This is a genomic window from Salinicoccus luteus DSM 17002, from assembly GCF_000712035.1.
GTDB classification, from domain to species: Bacteria; Bacillota; Bacilli; order Staphylococcales; family Salinicoccaceae; genus Salinicoccus; species Salinicoccus luteus.
The window spans coordinates 132418-149187 of record NZ_JONV01000010.1 but is presented as its reverse complement, the minus strand read 5'-3'; the positions used below and the strand labels follow the sequence as shown (position 1 = coordinate 149187).

At 50.5% G+C, this 16770-nt stretch carries 15 protein-coding genes; 1 reads left to right on the top strand and 14 read right to left on the bottom strand.

Features of this window, described 5'->3' with window-relative positions; genetic code table 11:
• Positions 1–244, bottom strand: a 244-nt coding sequence (locus BO53_RS0108760) for a helix-turn-helix domain-containing protein (protein WP_031547335.1), incomplete at its 3' end; no start/stop codon positions are given.
• Between the two features lie 57 nt (positions 245–301).
• Here BO53_RS0108760 and BO53_RS14070 point away from each other — a divergent pair.
• On the top strand, positions 302–445 hold the full coding sequence (locus BO53_RS14070; protein ID WP_169738746.1) for a hypothetical protein: 144 nt from the start codon (positions 302–304) through the stop codon (positions 443–445).
• 196 nt (positions 446–641) lie between these two features.
• Here BO53_RS14070 and BO53_RS0108750 read toward each other — a convergent pair whose 3' ends face one another.
• The 13 genes from BO53_RS0108750 to BO53_RS0108675 form a co-directional block, all read right to left on the bottom strand.
• Entirely contained in the window at positions 642–1805 is a 1164-nt protein-coding gene (locus BO53_RS0108750; protein ID WP_031547334.1) for a DUF4097 family beta strand repeat-containing protein, read from the bottom strand.
• 1 nt (position 1806) lies between these two features.
• Positions 1807–4647 carry an excinuclease ABC subunit UvrA gene (gene uvrA / locus BO53_RS0108745; protein ID WP_031547333.1) on the bottom strand — a complete coding sequence of 947 codons (2841 nt, stop codon included), beginning with the start codon at positions 4645–4647 and terminating at the stop codon, positions 1807–1809.
• Positions 4648–4653: 6 nt separating this feature from the next.
• Positions 4654–6627: an excinuclease ABC subunit UvrB gene (gene uvrB, locus BO53_RS0108740; protein ID WP_031547332.1), complete on the bottom strand. Its 1974-nt coding sequence runs from the start codon at positions 6625–6627 to the stop codon at positions 4654–4656.
• Positions 6628–6706: 79 nt separating this feature from the next.
• Positions 6707–6943 (bottom strand): DUF2198 family protein, encoded by a 237-nt coding sequence (locus BO53_RS0108735; RefSeq protein ID WP_031547331.1) that lies wholly within the window; start codon positions 6941–6943, stop codon positions 6707–6709.
• 3 nt (positions 6944–6946) lie between these two features.
• Positions 6947–7585: a YfbR-like 5'-deoxynucleotidase gene (locus tag BO53_RS0108730; protein WP_031547329.1), complete on the bottom strand. Its 639-nt coding sequence runs from the start codon at positions 7583–7585 to the stop codon at positions 6947–6949.
• Complete coding sequence (locus tag BO53_RS0108725; protein ID WP_245608224.1) at positions 7585–8166, bottom strand: TlpA disulfide reductase family protein; 582 nt, start codon at positions 8164–8166, stop codon at positions 7585–7587. The genes BO53_RS0108730 and BO53_RS0108725 overlap by 1 nt, the downstream gene beginning before the upstream one ends.
• A 125-nt stretch (positions 8167–8291) precedes the next feature.
• Positions 8292–9392, bottom strand: a complete 1101-nt coding sequence (locus BO53_RS13760) for a LysM peptidoglycan-binding domain-containing protein (RefSeq protein ID WP_084184986.1) — start codon at positions 9390–9392, stop codon at positions 8292–8294.
• 331 nt (positions 9393–9723) lie between these two features.
• Complete coding sequence (locus BO53_RS0108705; protein ID WP_031547326.1) at positions 9724–10140, bottom strand: c-type cytochrome; 417 nt, start codon at positions 10138–10140, stop codon at positions 9724–9726.
• Positions 10141–10402: 262 nt separating this feature from the next.
• A protein-coding gene (prfB, locus tag BO53_RS0108695; RefSeq protein ID WP_169738745.1) for a peptide chain release factor 2 occupies positions 10403–11516 on the bottom strand; the annotation gives its coding sequence in 2 pieces (ribosomal slippage) (positions 10403–11443 and positions 11445–11516; 1113 coding nt in all).
• Between the two features lie 17 nt (positions 11517–11533).
• Positions 11534–14056: a preprotein translocase subunit SecA gene (secA, locus tag BO53_RS0108690; protein ID WP_031547324.1), complete on the bottom strand. Its 2523-nt coding sequence runs from the start codon at positions 14054–14056 to the stop codon at positions 11534–11536.
• Between the two features lie 146 nt (positions 14057–14202).
• Positions 14203–14772 carry a ribosome hibernation-promoting factor, HPF/YfiA family gene (gene hpf / locus BO53_RS0108685; RefSeq protein ID WP_031547323.1) on the bottom strand — a complete coding sequence of 190 codons (570 nt, stop codon included), beginning with the start codon at positions 14770–14772 and terminating at the stop codon, positions 14203–14205.
• A gap of 55 nt (positions 14773–14827) precedes the next feature.
• Positions 14828–15496, bottom strand: a complete 669-nt coding sequence (locus BO53_RS0108680; protein WP_031547321.1) for a ComF family protein — start codon at positions 15494–15496, stop codon at positions 14828–14830.
• On the bottom strand, positions 15493–16743 hold the full coding sequence (locus BO53_RS0108675; RefSeq protein ID WP_037342071.1) for a helicase-related protein: 1251 nt from the start codon (positions 16741–16743) through the stop codon (positions 15493–15495). Before BO53_RS0108675 ends, BO53_RS0108680 begins: the two co-directional genes overlap by 4 nt.
• Between the last annotated feature and the right edge of the window lie 27 nt (positions 16744–16770).

The following is a 16770-nucleotide window of genomic DNA, read 5'->3' as shown; positions in this document are numbered from 1 at the left end:
AAGATTGCAGCGCAATGCTGTCCACTTCTTTCAGCCATTCGGTTTCTCCCTGCTTCTTCAAAGAAGGAAGTTGGGCGGAACATTTCCCGTACGACAATCCTTTCCCTGTTTCCTTATACGTTTCGTTCCATTGATTGAGGAAATGGTTGTAAACGAACCGGGAACAACCGATGGTTTTATTGATAAGGATGGATTGCTCTTTGTTCGGATAGAGTCTAAATTTGTATGCTTTATGGGTGTGCATTGTATGATCACCTCCTTTTTGGTATATTTATTATACCATCAAAAAGGAGGGAATACAGTGGAAAGAATTACGAAAAGCATCCGATTTCCAAAAGAATTGGAAGCGAGAATCACTGAATACCAAAAGCAAAATGAGATTAGTACGTTCACACAAGCATTATTTGAGTTGGCTCGCATTGCTTTAGAAACAAAGGGCTTTTGAGTTTCCTCAATCGGCATTCATCTCCCGCCTATGCTTCACTTAGAGGGGGAGTCTTCTGCCGAAAATTGATAAAGGCGGGCAAAATGACCGGCGCCATCCATTCTTTCACATGGCAGCCACATTTGATGCCTCTGGTGGGCGGCAAGCAGAACGAAGAAGGCCCGGCATATGGAAGCCGGGCCATGAATCATCCTATTCAGCTGCGATGCAGCGTTACGCTGCCGAACTTGGTGCCCACTTCCAGCAGGAGCGCCTTCTCTTCACTGTTATTGACGAGCATAAGCTCCTTGAAGCCGATGTCCTGTGATTTCATGAACCTGGCATCAAGATCCGGCGGATAATTGATCTGTCCCACCACTGTACTCAACCGACCCTCGAGGGCACGGTTATGGGGCACATTTATATTGATGCTGCCCATGTTCGCATTGATCGTCGCAGACTCGGTACGGTCCTGCAGGGAGATGTTCACCGAACCGTTCGATGATACGGTGACATCCTGTGCATTCAGTGTTTCAGTATTGATCGTGCCGACCATTGAAATCAGTTCAAGGGCACCGTGGGCGCCGCCCTTGACGTTGACGTTGCCTCTCGACGTCCGTACGAAGGCGCTGTTGCTGGCCGTGTTGTCCAGAGTGATGTTGCCGTTCAGCAGATCCACAGTCAGATCACTGAACTCCTGTCCCTCGATGCTGACATTGCCGTTCGATCCGGAGATGATCAGCCGGTTGACGATGGACGGGTTCACCTGGAGTTCGACATTCACCCGCGCGGTCCGGATATCGGAAACGATGATGAGTTCATCATTTTTGACTTCACAGATGATGTCCTGGAAATAGTTCCTTTCCTTGTCCAGTTTGCGGTAGAACGGTGTCACTTCAAATTTCGCTGTCGTCACCCTGTCCGTCGGCACTACTTTAACGTTGCCATTCGTAATGTCGATCGAGATGTTCGAGTAGCTGTCTTCGACCGTTTCGATCAGACGGTTCTTCGACCCTTGCGTGAACATGGAATCGATTGTGCTGTTCTTGACATTGTCGAACGCCTTTTCAAAAGTCTTATAGACCTGCGCCGTCTGCTTCTGGCCCTCCAGTCTGCTCTTCACCTGGTTGAAGGCCTGATTCGCCTTGTCGGTGTTTACATATTTCTGGAATTCCCCCATGAACTGCTGGAAAACATCCTTCGAATCCTCGTCAGCAGAGTCCCGGCTCTGGTTCTGCTCCTGGCGGGTGCTTCTTTCATGCTGCTGTGCCGTCTGTCCCCTGTCCGGCTTGGACTCTATCGCGTCGAGAAGACGCACTGCTTCCTCGGATGTGATCTTGCCCTCTTCCAACATTTTTAGAATACGGTCTTTGTTATCCATTTCAATCCCCCTGGTGGTTTCTGTCCAACCATTTTTTTAGATGATAGCCCGTGTAGCTGTCTGCTTCGGCCATGACATCCTGAACGGATCCTTCGACGACCACTGTGCCGCCGCCATCGCCTCCTTCAGGACCCAGATCGATGATATGGTCTGCAACTTTGATGACATCGAGGTTATGCTCAATCACAATGACGGTATCCCCATTGTCTACAAGCCTCTGTATGACGGTGATCAGTTTGCCGATGTCTTCAGAATGCAGGCCGGTTGTCGGTTCATCGAGTATATAGAGCGACTTGCCGTCGGAACGCCTGTGAAGCTCGGAGGCCAGTTTAACACGCTGGGCCTCCCCGCCCGAGAGTGTTGTTGCGGGCTGGCCAAGCTTGACATAACCGAGTCCCACATCGAGTAGCGTCTTGATTTTGCGCTTGATCTTCGGGATGTTCTCAAAGAAGTAGTAGGATTCCTCAACTGTCATAGCCAGTACATCTGCAATGCTCTTGTCCTTGTATTTGACTTCCAGTGTCTCTCTATTATAACGCTTTCCATCACAGACTTCACATGGTACGAACACATCAGGCAGGAAATGCATTTCAATCTTGATGATCCCATCACCCTTGCATGCCTCACAGCGGCCGCCCTTGACATTGAAACTGAAGCGTCCCTTCTGGTAACCGCGCACTTTCGCCTCGTTGGTCTGGGCGAAGACATCCCGGATATTATCGAACACTCCGGTGTAGGTCGCCGGGTTGCTTCGCGGCGTCCGGCCGATCGGGGACTGGTCGATATCGATGATTTTCTCTATATTTTCGGCACCTTTGATTTCCCTGTGCTTCCCTGGTACCTGCTTTGTCTTATAGAGTTTTGAATGCAGCCCCTTGTACAGGATCTCGTTGATCAGTGTACTCTTTCCTGAGCCGGATACACCCGTCACTACATTCATAACAGACAATGGGACCTTCACATTGATATTCTTCAGGTTGTTCTCCTTGGCGCCCCGCACTTCAAGTACGCGCTTCTTGTCGGGCCTGCGGTAGCTCTCAGGCAGCGGTATCTCCTTTTTGCCACTGAGATACTGGCCAGTGATGGAATTTTCATCCTCCATCACTTCCTGGGGAGTGCCCTGGGCCATCACACGGCCGCCGTGTTCGCCAGCTCCCGGACCGATATCGATGAGATGATCGCTTGCAAGCATTGTATCTTCATCGTGTTCTACGACAATCAATGTATTGCCGAGGTCTCGCATGTCCTTCAAAGTATTGATCAGCCGGTCGTTATCCCTCTGGTGCAGGCCGATCGATGGTTCATCGAGTATATACAGCACCCCGCTCAGTCTGGAACCGATCTGGGTTGCCAGGCGGATGCGCTGGGCCTCCCCGCCGGAGAGCGTGCCACTGCGCCGGTTGAGTGTCAGGTAGTCGAGCCCGACATTGTACAGGAACGTCAGACGTTCATTGATTTCCTTCAGTATCGGAGCTGCAATCTGCCTGTTCTTCGGGGACAGCTCAAGGCCTGTAAAGAACGCCAACGCCTCCTTGACAGGCTCATCCACTGCCGCGCCGATGTGACGGCCATCGATCTTGACGGCCAATGCCTCTTCATTCAGACGGTAACCGGCACATGTCTTGCATTCGATCTCCCTCATATACGTGCTCATGATGCCCCGTGTATATTCGGAAGGGCTCTCCTTGTATCTCCGTTCGATATTGTTGACGAGGCCCTCATACGGCATCCTGCGCTGGCGGACGATGCCATTGCTCTGCCTGAATTCATAGTTGACCATCTCGCCTTTCGAACCATATAGAAGCAGGTTCTTCTCCTTCTTCGACAGCTCTTTGTAGGGCGTCTTCATATCGATGCCGAAATGTTCGCATGTCTGCCTGAGCAGCGTCGGATAATAGTCAGAACTGATCGGCTGCCACGGAGCGAAGGCCCCATCTTCCAGGGTCAGGGAGTCATCTGGAATGACCAGGCGCTCATCCACGGCCATCTTCATTCCGAGTCCATCACAATCCGGGCAGGCACCATAAGGTGCATTGAATGAGAACAGCCTCGGCTCCATCTCCGTTAGTGTAAATCCGCATTCCGGACATGAGAAATGCTCTGAAAAGTGCATGTCATCGCCATCGATCACATTGACTGTTACGTTGCCTTCGCCTTTTATGAGTGCAGTCTGCAGTGAATCACTCAGCCGGGACTCGATGCCCTCCCTCACTGCAAGGCGGTCGACCACGACATCTATATCATGTTTCTTATTCTTCTCAAGTTCCGGCACAGATTCGATATCATACATCCCGCCATCGACGATGACCCGGGCATACCCTTCCTTTGCCAGCTCCTCGAAGACCTTTTCATGCATGCCCTTTCGTCCTTTGATGACCGGGGCGAAAAGCTGAACCTTTGTCCGTTCAGGCAGTTCCATGACACGGTCCACCATCTCCTGGATCGTCTGCGAAGTGATTTCTATGTTATGGATTGGACAATACGGGGTTCCGGCACGGGCATAGAGCAGGCGCAGATAATCGTAGATTTCCGTAATCGTCGATACGGTGGAACGGGGGTTGTTGCTCGTTGTCTTCTGGTCTATGGAAATGGCTGGGGACAGCCCTTCAATCGAATCGACATCCGGCTTCTCCATCTGTCCGAGGAACTGTCTGGCATATGCGCTCAGTGACTCGACATAGCGCCGCTGCCCTTCTGCATAGATGGTGTCGAAAGCAAGCGAAGACTTGCCGGAACCGGACAGGCCTGTCATCACCACCAGCTGATCCCTCGGAATATCGACATTGATATTCTTCAGATTATGCTGTCTTGCACCTCTGATGCTGATATTCTTATTTTTCAAAAATGATCACCCTTCTGCTTTCAGCTCAAACAATGCGTCTCTCAACTCTGAGGCAGCTTCGAAATCGAGTTCCTTGGCCGCCTGCTTCATATCTGCTTCCAGCTGAGCCATTATTTTTTCTCTTTCCTTCTTCGTCATCTTGCCTTTCTTCTTGCCGTCTTTCTTTCTGCCGTCCTCTTTCAGGTCGACCTGGGCACTGATCGTGTCGCGGATCTCCTTCTGGATGGTCTGTGGTGTAATGCCATGTGCTTCATTATAGGTAATCTGCGTGTCACGCCGGCGCTGTGTCTCATCCAATGCGTACCGCATGGAATCGGTGATCTTGTCACCGTACATGATGACATGTCCATTACTATTCCGTGCCGCACGGCCGATCGTCTGGACGAGGGAGCGGCTGGAGCGCAGGAACCCTTCCTTGTCGGCATCGAGTATCGCCACAAGAGAGACTTCCGGGATGTCCAGCCCTTCCCTGAGCAGGTTGATACCAACAAGCACATCATAGGTGCCCATGCGCAGCTCCCTCAGGATTTCTATCCGTTCCAGGGTCTTGATTTCAGAATGGAGGTATTGGACTTTGACGCCGGATTCCTTGAGATAGTCCGTGAGGTCTTCCGACATCTTCTTTGTAAGCGTAGTGATCAGAACACGTTCATTCCGCTCCGACCGTGTGATGATTTCCTCAAGCAGATCATCGATCTGATGCTCGGTCGGCCGGACATCGATGGTGGGATCAAGCAGCCCTGTCGGCCTTATGATCTGTTCGACCATCTTCTCCGTATGCTCGATTTCAAATGGCCCCGGCGTTGCCGAAACGTAGAGAAGCTGCTGGGTTTTTTCTTCGAACTCCTCGAACTTCAGCGGCCGGTTGTCAAGTGCACTCGGCAGCCTGAAGCCGTGGTCGACCAGTACCTTCTTCCTCGCCTGGTCGCCGTTGTACATGCCGCGTATCTGGGGCAGCGTGACATGGGACTCATCGATCATGACGAGAAAATCATCAAAATAGTCGAGGAGTGTATACGGGGTCGAACCCATCGGACGGAGCGTCAGATGGACGGAGTAGTTCTCGATTCCCGAGCAGAACCCCATCTCCCGCATCATTTCAAGGTCGTAGTTCGTCCGCTGCTCAAGGCGCTGGGCTTCCAGCAGTTTGTTGTCCTCACGGAGAATCTGGAGCTGCTCTTCAAGTTCGCGCTCTATCCGTTCAATCGCCACTTTCATCTTCTCTTCACGCGTGACGAAGTGGGATGCCGGGAAGATGGCGAAGTGCTCCCTCTCGGCGAGCACTTCTCCTGTAAGATAGTCCACTTCCCTGATACGATCGATTTCATCTCCGAAGAATTCAACACGGATGCACTGTTCATCCCTCGAAGCCGGGAATACTTCGACTATATCTCCCCTTACCCGGAATGTTCCCCTTCTAAAATCGATGTCGTTGCGTGCATACTGCACATCGACCAGCTTGCGCAGGAACTCATTGCGGTCCATCTGCATGCCGACCCGCGCACTCACGACCATATCCTTGTACTCTTCCGGATTACCGAGGCCGTAGATGCAGCTGACCGAAGCGATGATGATGACATCATCCCGCTCGAACAGCGAACTTGTCGCAGAGTGCCGAAGCTTGTCGATTTCATCATTGATCTGTGCGTCCTTCTCGATGAATGTATCCGTCTGTGGCACATAGGCCTCCGGCTGATAGTAGTCATAGTAGCTGACGAAGTACTCTACCCGATTGTTCGGGAAAAATTCCTTGAATTCGCTGTACAGCTGGCCTGCAAGCGTCTTGTTGTGGGCAATGATCAATGTCGGCTTGCCGACCTCCTGGATTACCTTGCTCATCGTATATGTCTTGCCCGTACCCGTGGCACCGAGCAGCGTCTGATGCCTGTTGCCGGACTTGATCTGTTCGCTTATTTCCTTTATCGCTTTTGGCTGGTCCCCTGCTGGCTTGAACTTGGAAACGACTTCAAATTTTGCCATTCAACTCTTCCCCCATTTTTTACTCAAACACTATTCTACAAAATAAAAATAGAAATAACAAACATTTGTTCGGTTATTTCTATTCCTCTTCCACTTGGTCTAAACTGTATATTTCCACCAGCATATAGCCGATGACTAAGGAGATGGCATCGATGAAAATGACCCACTCGGAATGATAGAATCCACGGTATATCGACACGCCGAAGATGACGAATGTCAAAAGGACGGCCAAAAACTTGTTGCGCGTCAACCGTGCAAATACAACAACGGTAATTGCGGGAACGACCATTGCCATCATGTACCAGTAAAGCGCCATCCATCAGGTCTCCTTGTTCATGATGGACTCTGTAATATCCATCAGTTCCGTTTTTGGTATGAACCGCTCTTTCAGCATGTCCGTCAGTATGTTCTCGAGAAAGTCCTGTACGCACGTAAGATGGGAGAACTTTTTGATGGTGAGCAGGGACATCTCATATATTTCGAAGAACAGGGGTTCCGGGTTCCGCTTCTGTATCTCTCCGAACGATTCATACAGAAGATCGATCTTATCCGCCACGGAAAGGATCTGCCCCTCAAGGGTCCCATCCTTGCCCTCGCGGAGACGCTTCAGATAGATGTCCTGGTATTCGGGCGGGAATTCTTCTTCTATAAATCGTGTCGTCATGCTTTCCTCGACTTCCTTGAAGAGCATATTGAGCTCTCCCGAGGCATATTTGACGGGTGTCTTGATATCTCCCGTGAAAATTTCCGGATAATCATGGTTCAACGCTTTCTCATATAGGCTCTTCCAATTGATTTCGCTGCCGTGATGCTCTTCCACCGTTCCAAGATACTGTGCAATCTTCGTCACTTTGAATGAGTGGGCAGCGACATTATGCTCCTGGTACTTGAATTTACCCGGACATCTGACCAGCTTCTCCAAATCATTCAAACTTTTAAAATACTGATGGACTCCCATTAGGATGCCTCCTTGACGTAATTGATGTAGTTATTGATCAGGTTCTGCTCCACTTCGCCGACATACGCCCTGATGATTTCGCCTTCACTATTCACAAAGAAGGTGGTCGGCATGAGATGGATATTATATTCTTCAATGGATCCGGACTCATCTGCAAATTCGAATACCGGATATGCCACTTCGAACTCCTCCAGAAAGGCATCCCTGTTGTCCGCCCTGTCATCGACATTGATGCCGACGATCCCAACCGGGCGCTCCTGGTTGGATTCGTGGAATGCGTTCAGTTCCGGCGTCTCCCTCCGGCATGGATCACACCAGGAGGCGAAAAAGTTGATGACCGTCACCTCGTTCGACTGGATGATTGTTTCAAGCGACTCCGCATCATTCCGGACGCCCTCGACCGGCTCTTCGATGATATTCATGCCGACGGCATGGTGATTGTCGCGACCTTCCGAATCCTGGAGCGTCTGAAGCGACTGCTCCTTGAGCCCTTCCTCAGACATGTTCACCACCGCTGCAATGCTTGCGCCAATCAGAAAAAAGAATACTGCCAGTAACGCTATTATGATTATATTTTTCATTTTCATCATTCAACATACCTTATGATTTATTTAGATTAGTTTAACATAACAGGCGCATGCTTACATTGTTTTAAGCATGCAAAAAAGGCCAGAACAAAGTTCCGGCCTTGAAGATTTCAAATATATTAGTATCTGAAGTATCCGTCTACTGTACCGTGTACATAGCTTACAGAACGCTGGCCAACGCCTTCGGAAGGGTTGAGTGCATCGATCATCTGGCCATTGCCGATGTAGATGCCAACGTGGGAGCCGCCGTTGAAGAATACAAGGTCGCCCGCCTGTGGATTGGATACTTGTGTGCCTGCTGCCATTTGTCCAGCAGCAGTCCTTGGAATGCTTTTGCCTTTATAGGCCTGCATGAACTGTTGTGCAAGTGCAGAGCAGTCTACTGCAGAAGCGGAGTTTGCACCGTAAACGTAGGATTTTCCTGCCGCTACAGAGCGTGCAACGGAAGCTGCATTGCCGCCACCAGTGGAAACCTGCTGGGACTGTGCCTGTTGAGCCTGCTGCTCTTGTGCTTCAGCCTGCTCTGCTTCACGCTGCTGGATTCTTTCCTGGCGCTCAGCTTCTGCTTGTTCTGCCGCTCTTTGCTCAGCCGCAGCTTGTTCTGCTGCTCTTTGTTCTGCTGCTCTTTGTTCTGCTGCTTGATTGTTATTTTGCTCAGCTGCTGGTGCAGAAGGCTGGTCCTGTACAGTCCCTTCAACTGCTGGTGCTTCCTCTACAACTTCCGTCTGCTCTTCAACTGCTGGCGCTTCCTGAACTTCTGGTGCCTCTTCAACTGCTGGCGCTTCCTGAACTTCCGGTGCTTCTTCTACAGTCTCAGTAGCCGGTGCTGCACTTGCAGCTACGATCAGTGTCTTGCCTGCATAGATTAGGTCAGAGGAGAGGTTATTCCACTCCATGATCTTTTGATAGTCTACATTGAATTTCTGGCCGATTTCAAAGAGTGTGTCGCCAGATTTGATGACGTATGTACCGTCATTTTCCTGAGGGGCTTCTTCAGTAGCTTCTGCATCTGCATCAAGTTCAATTACATCTCCAGGGATGATGAGATCTCCGGAAAGTCCGTTGACTTCCTTAAGGCTGGATACGGATGTGCCATTTTCGTTTGCCAGGCTCCATAGCGTATCTCCGCTCTCCACCGTGTACTCTGCTGCTGATATATTATGGGATGCAATTCCTGTGAGTGCTGTTACAGTTGCGACTGATAAGAGTGTCTTCTTCATTATAAGTAAATCCTCCTAATTTCTTTTGAACCTTAACTAGATTTTAGTGTTTATATATGTCCCCGACCGGGTAAGTTTTAAATGTCGAATCGTCTTCAGGTGTGTCCTTATTGACTACGTTGTACACTATAGCACACAAAAAATCCTTTGTGGGCGTTTGTAATTGACTTGTAATGTAAACGAAATGAGTGAAATACGCTGTAATATATATTATTTTGAATACCACCAAAAAATAAAACAGGCTAAGCCCCATGCTTAGCCTGTTTTCGTTATGTCTGTAGTTATTCAACAGCTTCAAATCTCCAACCAAACAGATGGAATTGTAATATTATTATTCCCCTGTCTGAGTGGATAGCCATTGTACGAGTGCATCCAATTCCTCTTCATCACTTACCAGGCCGGCTGGCATGCCATTACCGCCCTCTTCGATCGTCGTACGGATTTCATCCTCTGACAGTCGGCTGCCTACATCCGTGAGTGCTGGACCACTTGCACCTTCCAGATTTTCACCGTGGCAGCTCATGCAGTTGTTCTGCTGGAAAGCTTCCTGGGCAAGTTCGGAATCTCCGGCATCTGCGCTGTCGGATTCTTCTGTACTTTCTTCAGTTGATTCCTCAGTGGTCTCTTCAGTCGTCTCCTCAGTAGTCGCTTCTTCAGTCGATTCCTCCGAATCTCCGCCGGAATCTCCCCCGCAAGCACCGAGTACAAGGACCATCGCAAAACTCATAAGTAACCAAAACTTCTTCATCAGCCTGTCTCCTTTGCCAATATAATTGTTTATATTAGCACCATACCCCCGGACTGCAAGTATTCAAACACCATTGTGCAATTTTCATACAGGATTCTGACACTTTCGGCCTTTGCATCCCTTCCCCAAGACTTGTATCCCACCATTGTCCCTTGAGTGCAATGCAGTTCCAGCTCCTCCTCCACGGCATTGCACAAATGGTAAAAGAGGCGGCTTATTCGGCATAAAAAAGCCCATCCCCGAAGGGACAGGCGTTCAAGTCTTATCCTTCATTATCCATGGTCATCCGGAGATAGGCATCGATGAACGGGCCGATATCACCATCCATGACCTTGTCGGTATTGCCAACTTCCATGTTCGTACGATGGTCCTTGACCATGGAGTAGGGGTGGAACACATAGGAACGGATCTGGCTTCCCCATCCAATTTCCTTCTGTTCACCCTTGATGGCATCAATCTCTGCCCGCTGCTCTTCAAGCTGCCTCTGATACAGTTTCGATTTCAGCATCGTCATCGCCTGTTCACGGTTTTTGATCTGAGAGCGTTCATTCTGGCACGTGACGACGATACCGGTCGGATGGTGGGTGATGCGCACTGCCGAATCGGTTGTATTTACGTGCTGACCGCCGGCCCCGCTTGCACGGTAGGTATCGACACTGATTTCTTCCGGCTTCACTTCAATCTTGATGTCCTGGTTCTCAAACTGTGGTGTGACCTCACAAGAAACAAAGGAAGTGTGCCGTCTGCCTGATGAATCGAATGGCGAGATGCGTACCAGGCGATGGACGCCCTTCTCGGCTTTCAGCAGACCATAGCTGTTGAGGCCCTTGATCAGCAGTGCAACACTTTTGACGCCGGCCTCGTCCCCAGCCTGATAGTCGAGCGTCTCGACTTTGAATCCCTGCTGGTCGGCATAACGCTGATACATCCGCAGCAGCATTTCCGCCCAGTCCTGAGACTCCGTGCCACCGGCACCGGGATGGAGTTCGAGGATCGCATTCAGCTCATCATGCTCGTTGTTCAGCAGCATGTTGAGTTCAAATGCTTCGATCTGCGCACGGACCTGGTCAACATTTTCTTCCAGCGTACGGTACATATCCTCATCGTTCTCTTCTTTGAGCAGTTCGTGTGAAACTTCAATATCCTCGACAGCGGCTTCGATGTTATGGAATTCGTCCACCACTCTTTTAAGGTTGTTGTTGCTGTCGATGACCTGCTGCGCCTCCTCCTGGTTGTCCCAGAAGCCAGGATCGGCCATCCTTTCCTCATACTCCCTGATCTGAATCTCTTTTTCCTCTAAGTCAAAGAGACCCCCTAAAGTCATCAAGTTTCCCGTGCATGTCCGCAATGAAATTTCTTATCTCATACAGTTCCATAAATATCCCTCTTTCACCTATTTACCATGGCAATTTTTATATTTCTTCCCTGAACCGCATGGGCAGGGATCATTGCGGCCGACCTTCATCTCTTTTTTGACCGGCCCCTTCTTCACTTTCTCCTTGCTGTCTCCTGCGTGCATTTCACCCTTGTCGATGACCTGTTCGCGCCTGATTTCTTCATCGGACTTGACTTCCGTCTTCATGACATACTTTGCAGTATCATCTTCGATGGAGACAAGCATGTCTTCGAACATCTGAAGGCCTTCATTCTGATACTCCCGAAGCGGATTGATCTGCCCATAGGAACGGAGGTGGATGCCTGTCCTGAGCTGGTCCATGCTGTCGATGTGCTCGACCCACTTCTGGTCGATCGTCCGCAGCATCATCATCCGTTCGAACAGCCTCATTTTATCGGAACCGAGCCGCTCTTCCTTCGCAGCCAGTTCATTTTCAATCTTTTCGAGAATGAGCGCAACAATCTCCTCATTCTCCTTGCCCCTGACATCGCTGATTTCGATGGATTCTTCAGTCAGGTACATGTCTTCCACCGTCTTGATGAACTGCTCATAGTCCCTCAGTTCCTCATCTTCAAGTATATAATAGTTCGTTGTGCGTTCGACTGAGGATTCGATCATCCCCATAAGCTGCTCGCGCACATCCTCCTTGTCGATGATTTCATTTCTTTCTTCATAGATGATCTCCCTCTGCCGCCTCAGTACGTCGTCATATTCAAGCAGCTTCTTCCGGGAGTCGAAGTTGTTCCCCTCGACACGCTTCTGTGCAGATTCGACTGCCCTGGCGATCATCTTGGAAGTCAGTTCCTCCTCGGCCATACCCAGGCGCTGCATCGTATTCTGCATGCGCTCGGAACCAAACCGTCTCATCAGGTCATCTTCAAGTGACAGATAGAATGTACTGATGCCGACATCCCCCTGACGGCCTGCACGTCCACGGAGCTGATCATCTATACGTCTCGACTCATGCCGTTCGGTACCGATGACAGCGAGGCCGCCGACCTCCTTGACACCTTCACCGAGCTTGATGTCCGTACCGCGTCCGGCCATGTTTGTTGCGATCGTCACCGCGCCCTTCTTGCCTGCATTCGCAATGATCTCCGCTTCCCTTTCGTGGTTCTTCGCGTTGAGCACATTATGCCGGATGCCTTTTTTACGCAGCATTTCCGAGATGTACTCACTCGTTTCGACGGCGACTGTCCCGATGAGTACCGGCTGACCTTTGCGGTATCTTTCCACAACTTCATCGATGACATGCTTGAACTTGTATTCCTTCGTCGAATAGATCTTATCCGTACGGTCGATTCTGGCAATCGGTCTGTTTGTCGGAATCATGGTGACCTTCATGTTGTATATGTTGAGGAATTCTTCCTCCTCGGTTTTCGCCGTACCCGTCATACCGGAGAGCTTATTGAACTGCCTGAAGAAGTTCTGGAATGTGATGGACGCCATCGTCTTCGACTCATTCTGGATGTCTACACCTTCCTTGGCTTCGATCGCCTGGTGCAGGCCATCCGAGAAGCGCCGCCCTTTCATCTTACGGCCAGTGAACTGGTCGACGATGACGATCTTCTCATCTTCCACTACGTAGTCGATGTCACGCTGCATGGAGAAATGCGCCTTCAGCGCCTGATTGATGTGATGCAGAAGGTTCACGTGCTTCACATCATAGAGGTTCTCCACCTTGAACCATTTCTCCGCCTTCTCCATCCCTTCATCATTGAGCTGGATATTCTTCGTTTTGACGTCGTAGGTGAAATCCTCGTCTTCCTTCAGCATTTTGACAAAGGCATTCGCCTGGATGTACTGCGTATTCGACTGGTCCGCCTTGCCTGAAATGATGAGTGGTGTACGCGCTTCGTCTATCAGGATGGAGTCGACCTCATCGATGATGGCATAGTTCAGTCCCCTGAGCACCCGGTCCTTCTTATATGTGACCATGTTGTCCCTCAGGTAGTCGAAACCAAGTTCGTTGTTGGTCGTATAGGTGATGTCGGCAGCAAAGGCTTCCCGCTTCTCCTCACTGTTCTTCGCATTCAGATTCAGCCCAACACTGAGGCCGAGGAAATTATACAGGACCGACATTTCCTCCATCTGCGTTGCGGACAGGTATTCGTTGACCGTGATGACATGGACACCCTTTCCGGTCAGAGCATTCAGGTACACCGGCATCGTCGCCGTAAGGGTCTTCCCTTCACCTGTCTTCATCTCGGCGATATCTCCCTTATGAAGGGTCACACCACCCATAATCTGTACAGGATAAGGTTCCAGTCCCAATGTACGCTTTGATGCTTCCCGTACTGTGGCAAATGCTTCGGGGAGCATGTCATCAAGCATCTTCTCCTGCTGCTTCTCGTCCTTCGCATCTTCCAGCCTCGCTTTGAATTCTTCCGTCTTCGCCCTGAGCTGTTCATCGCTCATCTTGGTGAAATCCGCTTTATAGTCTTCCACTTTATCGGCAACCTTGCGGAGAGATTTCAGCTCCCGTTTATTGCCGTCATAGATCTTATCCAAAATACCCATGGATTTCTCTCCCTCGCTCTATCTCACTGTTAATTCATTTCATAATAATATCACTAAATAGGGTAAAAATAAAATGAATCCAATCATAAGGAATCCCTGACTGCATGCAGTCAGGGATTCCTGTCAATATGGATTGAAATCGTTCATCAGATTCCTTCATTTGTTTCAATCAGGCCATATTTGCCGTCATTGCGTCTATAGACAATGCTTGTGCCTTCCGTTTCCCTATCATTGAAGATAAAGAAGTCATGGCCGAGCATATTCATCTGCAGTACCGCCTCTTCGGAATCCATCGGCTTCAACTGGAACTGCTTGGAACGCACGATATCGATGCCTTCATCGCTTTCCTCTTCCTCCGTGCCATTCGCGCCCGCTTCCAGCGCTGCAAAGAATTCCTGTTCCGGGTTCTTCTCCCTGAATTTACGGTTGATCTTCGTCTTATGCTTTCTGATCTGCCTCTCCAGCTTGTCTATGATGAGGTCGACAGCCGCATACAGATCATCATGCCTTTCCTCAGCGCGTAATGTCAGGTCTTTCATAGGAATAGTGATTTCAACTTTGCCCTTCTTGTTGCCGTACGTCTTGATGTTGACATGGGCATGTGTATTTGGAGCATTTGTGAAGTAACGTTCCAGCTTGCCCACTTTCTCCTCAATGTGGCTTCTGATGGCGTCCGTCACTTCGATATTTTCTCCACGAATTTCACATCTGATCATGGTGAAACCCCTCCTTAGGTACGTTATTCTTCCTATTTCCATTATACCAAACCGTTCAGGCTTTTGAAAACGTTAACACATCGATGGCGGCGGGGGAAAAGGTGTATAGTTTCTCCAATGCCTGATGCACCGTCATGCCGGTCGTATAGATGTCATCTATCACAAGGATGCGCTTGCCTGCCAGATCACCGCGGCGGCAATTCAGATGAAACGGGTTTTCTCCCCGGGCCCGCTCCATCTTGCTGAGAGTGGATTGCCGCTGCCTGTCCTCTGCCTCGAGAAAATTGCTGTACTTTAAACCTTTCGCATCAAGCACCATGGTGGTCTGGTCGTAGCCCCGCTCCTTCATCCTCGCCTTCGAAATGGGTATTGGTATGATTACTTCATATTCCCGGAAACTCGTGCCGAGAAACATCGCAAGCACTTCAGCGAGGGCGCAGTCCCCCATAAACTTATAGCGGTGGAAAAGCATTTTTGCCGCTGCATTATAGTCGAGCAGGCAGGCGATGCTGTTTGGCGGCCTGAAACGTCCGGAGAGGAACAGGCAGTCCAGACACCCTGCCTCCTGCTCCTGCATCAATCTGTGGCAGAAATCGCAGCGTTTCCCCTCACGCCACCTGGAGAGTTCCGTCCGGCATTTACGGCAAAGTGGCCCCTGCCTCTTGAAGAGGGTGGCGATATCCACCTCTTCCGACAATGCTTCATGGCAGAAGTAGCAGATCATCCCACCACCGTCCTCTGGTTGAGATCGCGGATTGTACGGATGGTCCGTCTGATTCCAGAACTCTGATGATGGGCGATGAACCAGATGCGGCCGACCGGGTCCGTCGGCTTCCTCCCCACGCGCCCGCACATCTGGATGAGGCTTTCAGCATTGAACCTTTCCGCATGGATGATGATGGCATCGAGCCGGTCGAAAGTGACACCCCGCTCGAGGATCGTCGTCGTCAGCATCACTTCTATTTCCCCCATGCGCATCCGCTCCACCTTCCCGCCTCTGTCGGGATCCCCGCTATGGACCGATGCAGAGGCTGGGAAATGGGCTTTGACGAGAGTGAAGAGCGCCTCCATCATGGCGATTTCCGGTATGAATATGAGTACACGCCTCTTTTCTTCCAGGATGTTCCTGATGAGCGCCATCAGCTTTTTGGGAAGGCGTCTTCGGCCGACATCCCGGGCGACATTATGCCAGACCATCTTCGGCACAGCCAGGTCATGTCCATGATACCGCCTCGGCAGTGTGATGATGTTTTCATCCCCCACCTCCCTGACCAGCTGTCTGGAAGGTGTCGCCGTCATGAATATGAAGGATGCCTGCCCGGTGGCCGCACGACGGATTGCATGCATGAGGAGCGGGTCCTGTGGCAACGGGAATGCATCCGTTTCGTCCACGATGATGCAGTCGAAGTGGTCGATGAAGTTATACAGCTGATGGACTGTACATACCGTAAAATGATGGTTGGACACCTGCTTCACACCATCATACATCAAATCGATCCCGCTTGATCGGAAGGCTCCACAAAGGCGCATATGCACTTCCTTCACCACATCGATCCTCGGAGAGACGAAGGCCACGTTCAATCCCTCCCCGCGTGCCCACCCGATGCTTTCAAAGGTCATTTCCGTCTTGCCGGCGCCCGTCACCGCATAGAGCAGCAGTGATCCCCCCTTCTTCACTGTTTCCAGAATCCGCTCCGAAGCATGGGACTGCTGTCCACTGAGCTCGAAATCGAGTCCATAGGGCGTCGGCTCGGCCTTCCTTTCGGTGGCTTTGCACTTCAGTGGTGCAATGCTGTCCGAGCGTCCCAGGCTGACGCATTTCATGCAGTACATGACCCTTGTTTCATGGAAATCTGCATAGTAGGTGTAGAAATATCGTCTGTTCCTGTTCCCGCAGCGGTGGCACAGCGGCTGCGCCGCGTCCACGCCCGCGGATTTATATATGATGTCCCCTCTATGATCCAGTATCATCCAACCCTCTCCTTTTTATGGCAATTA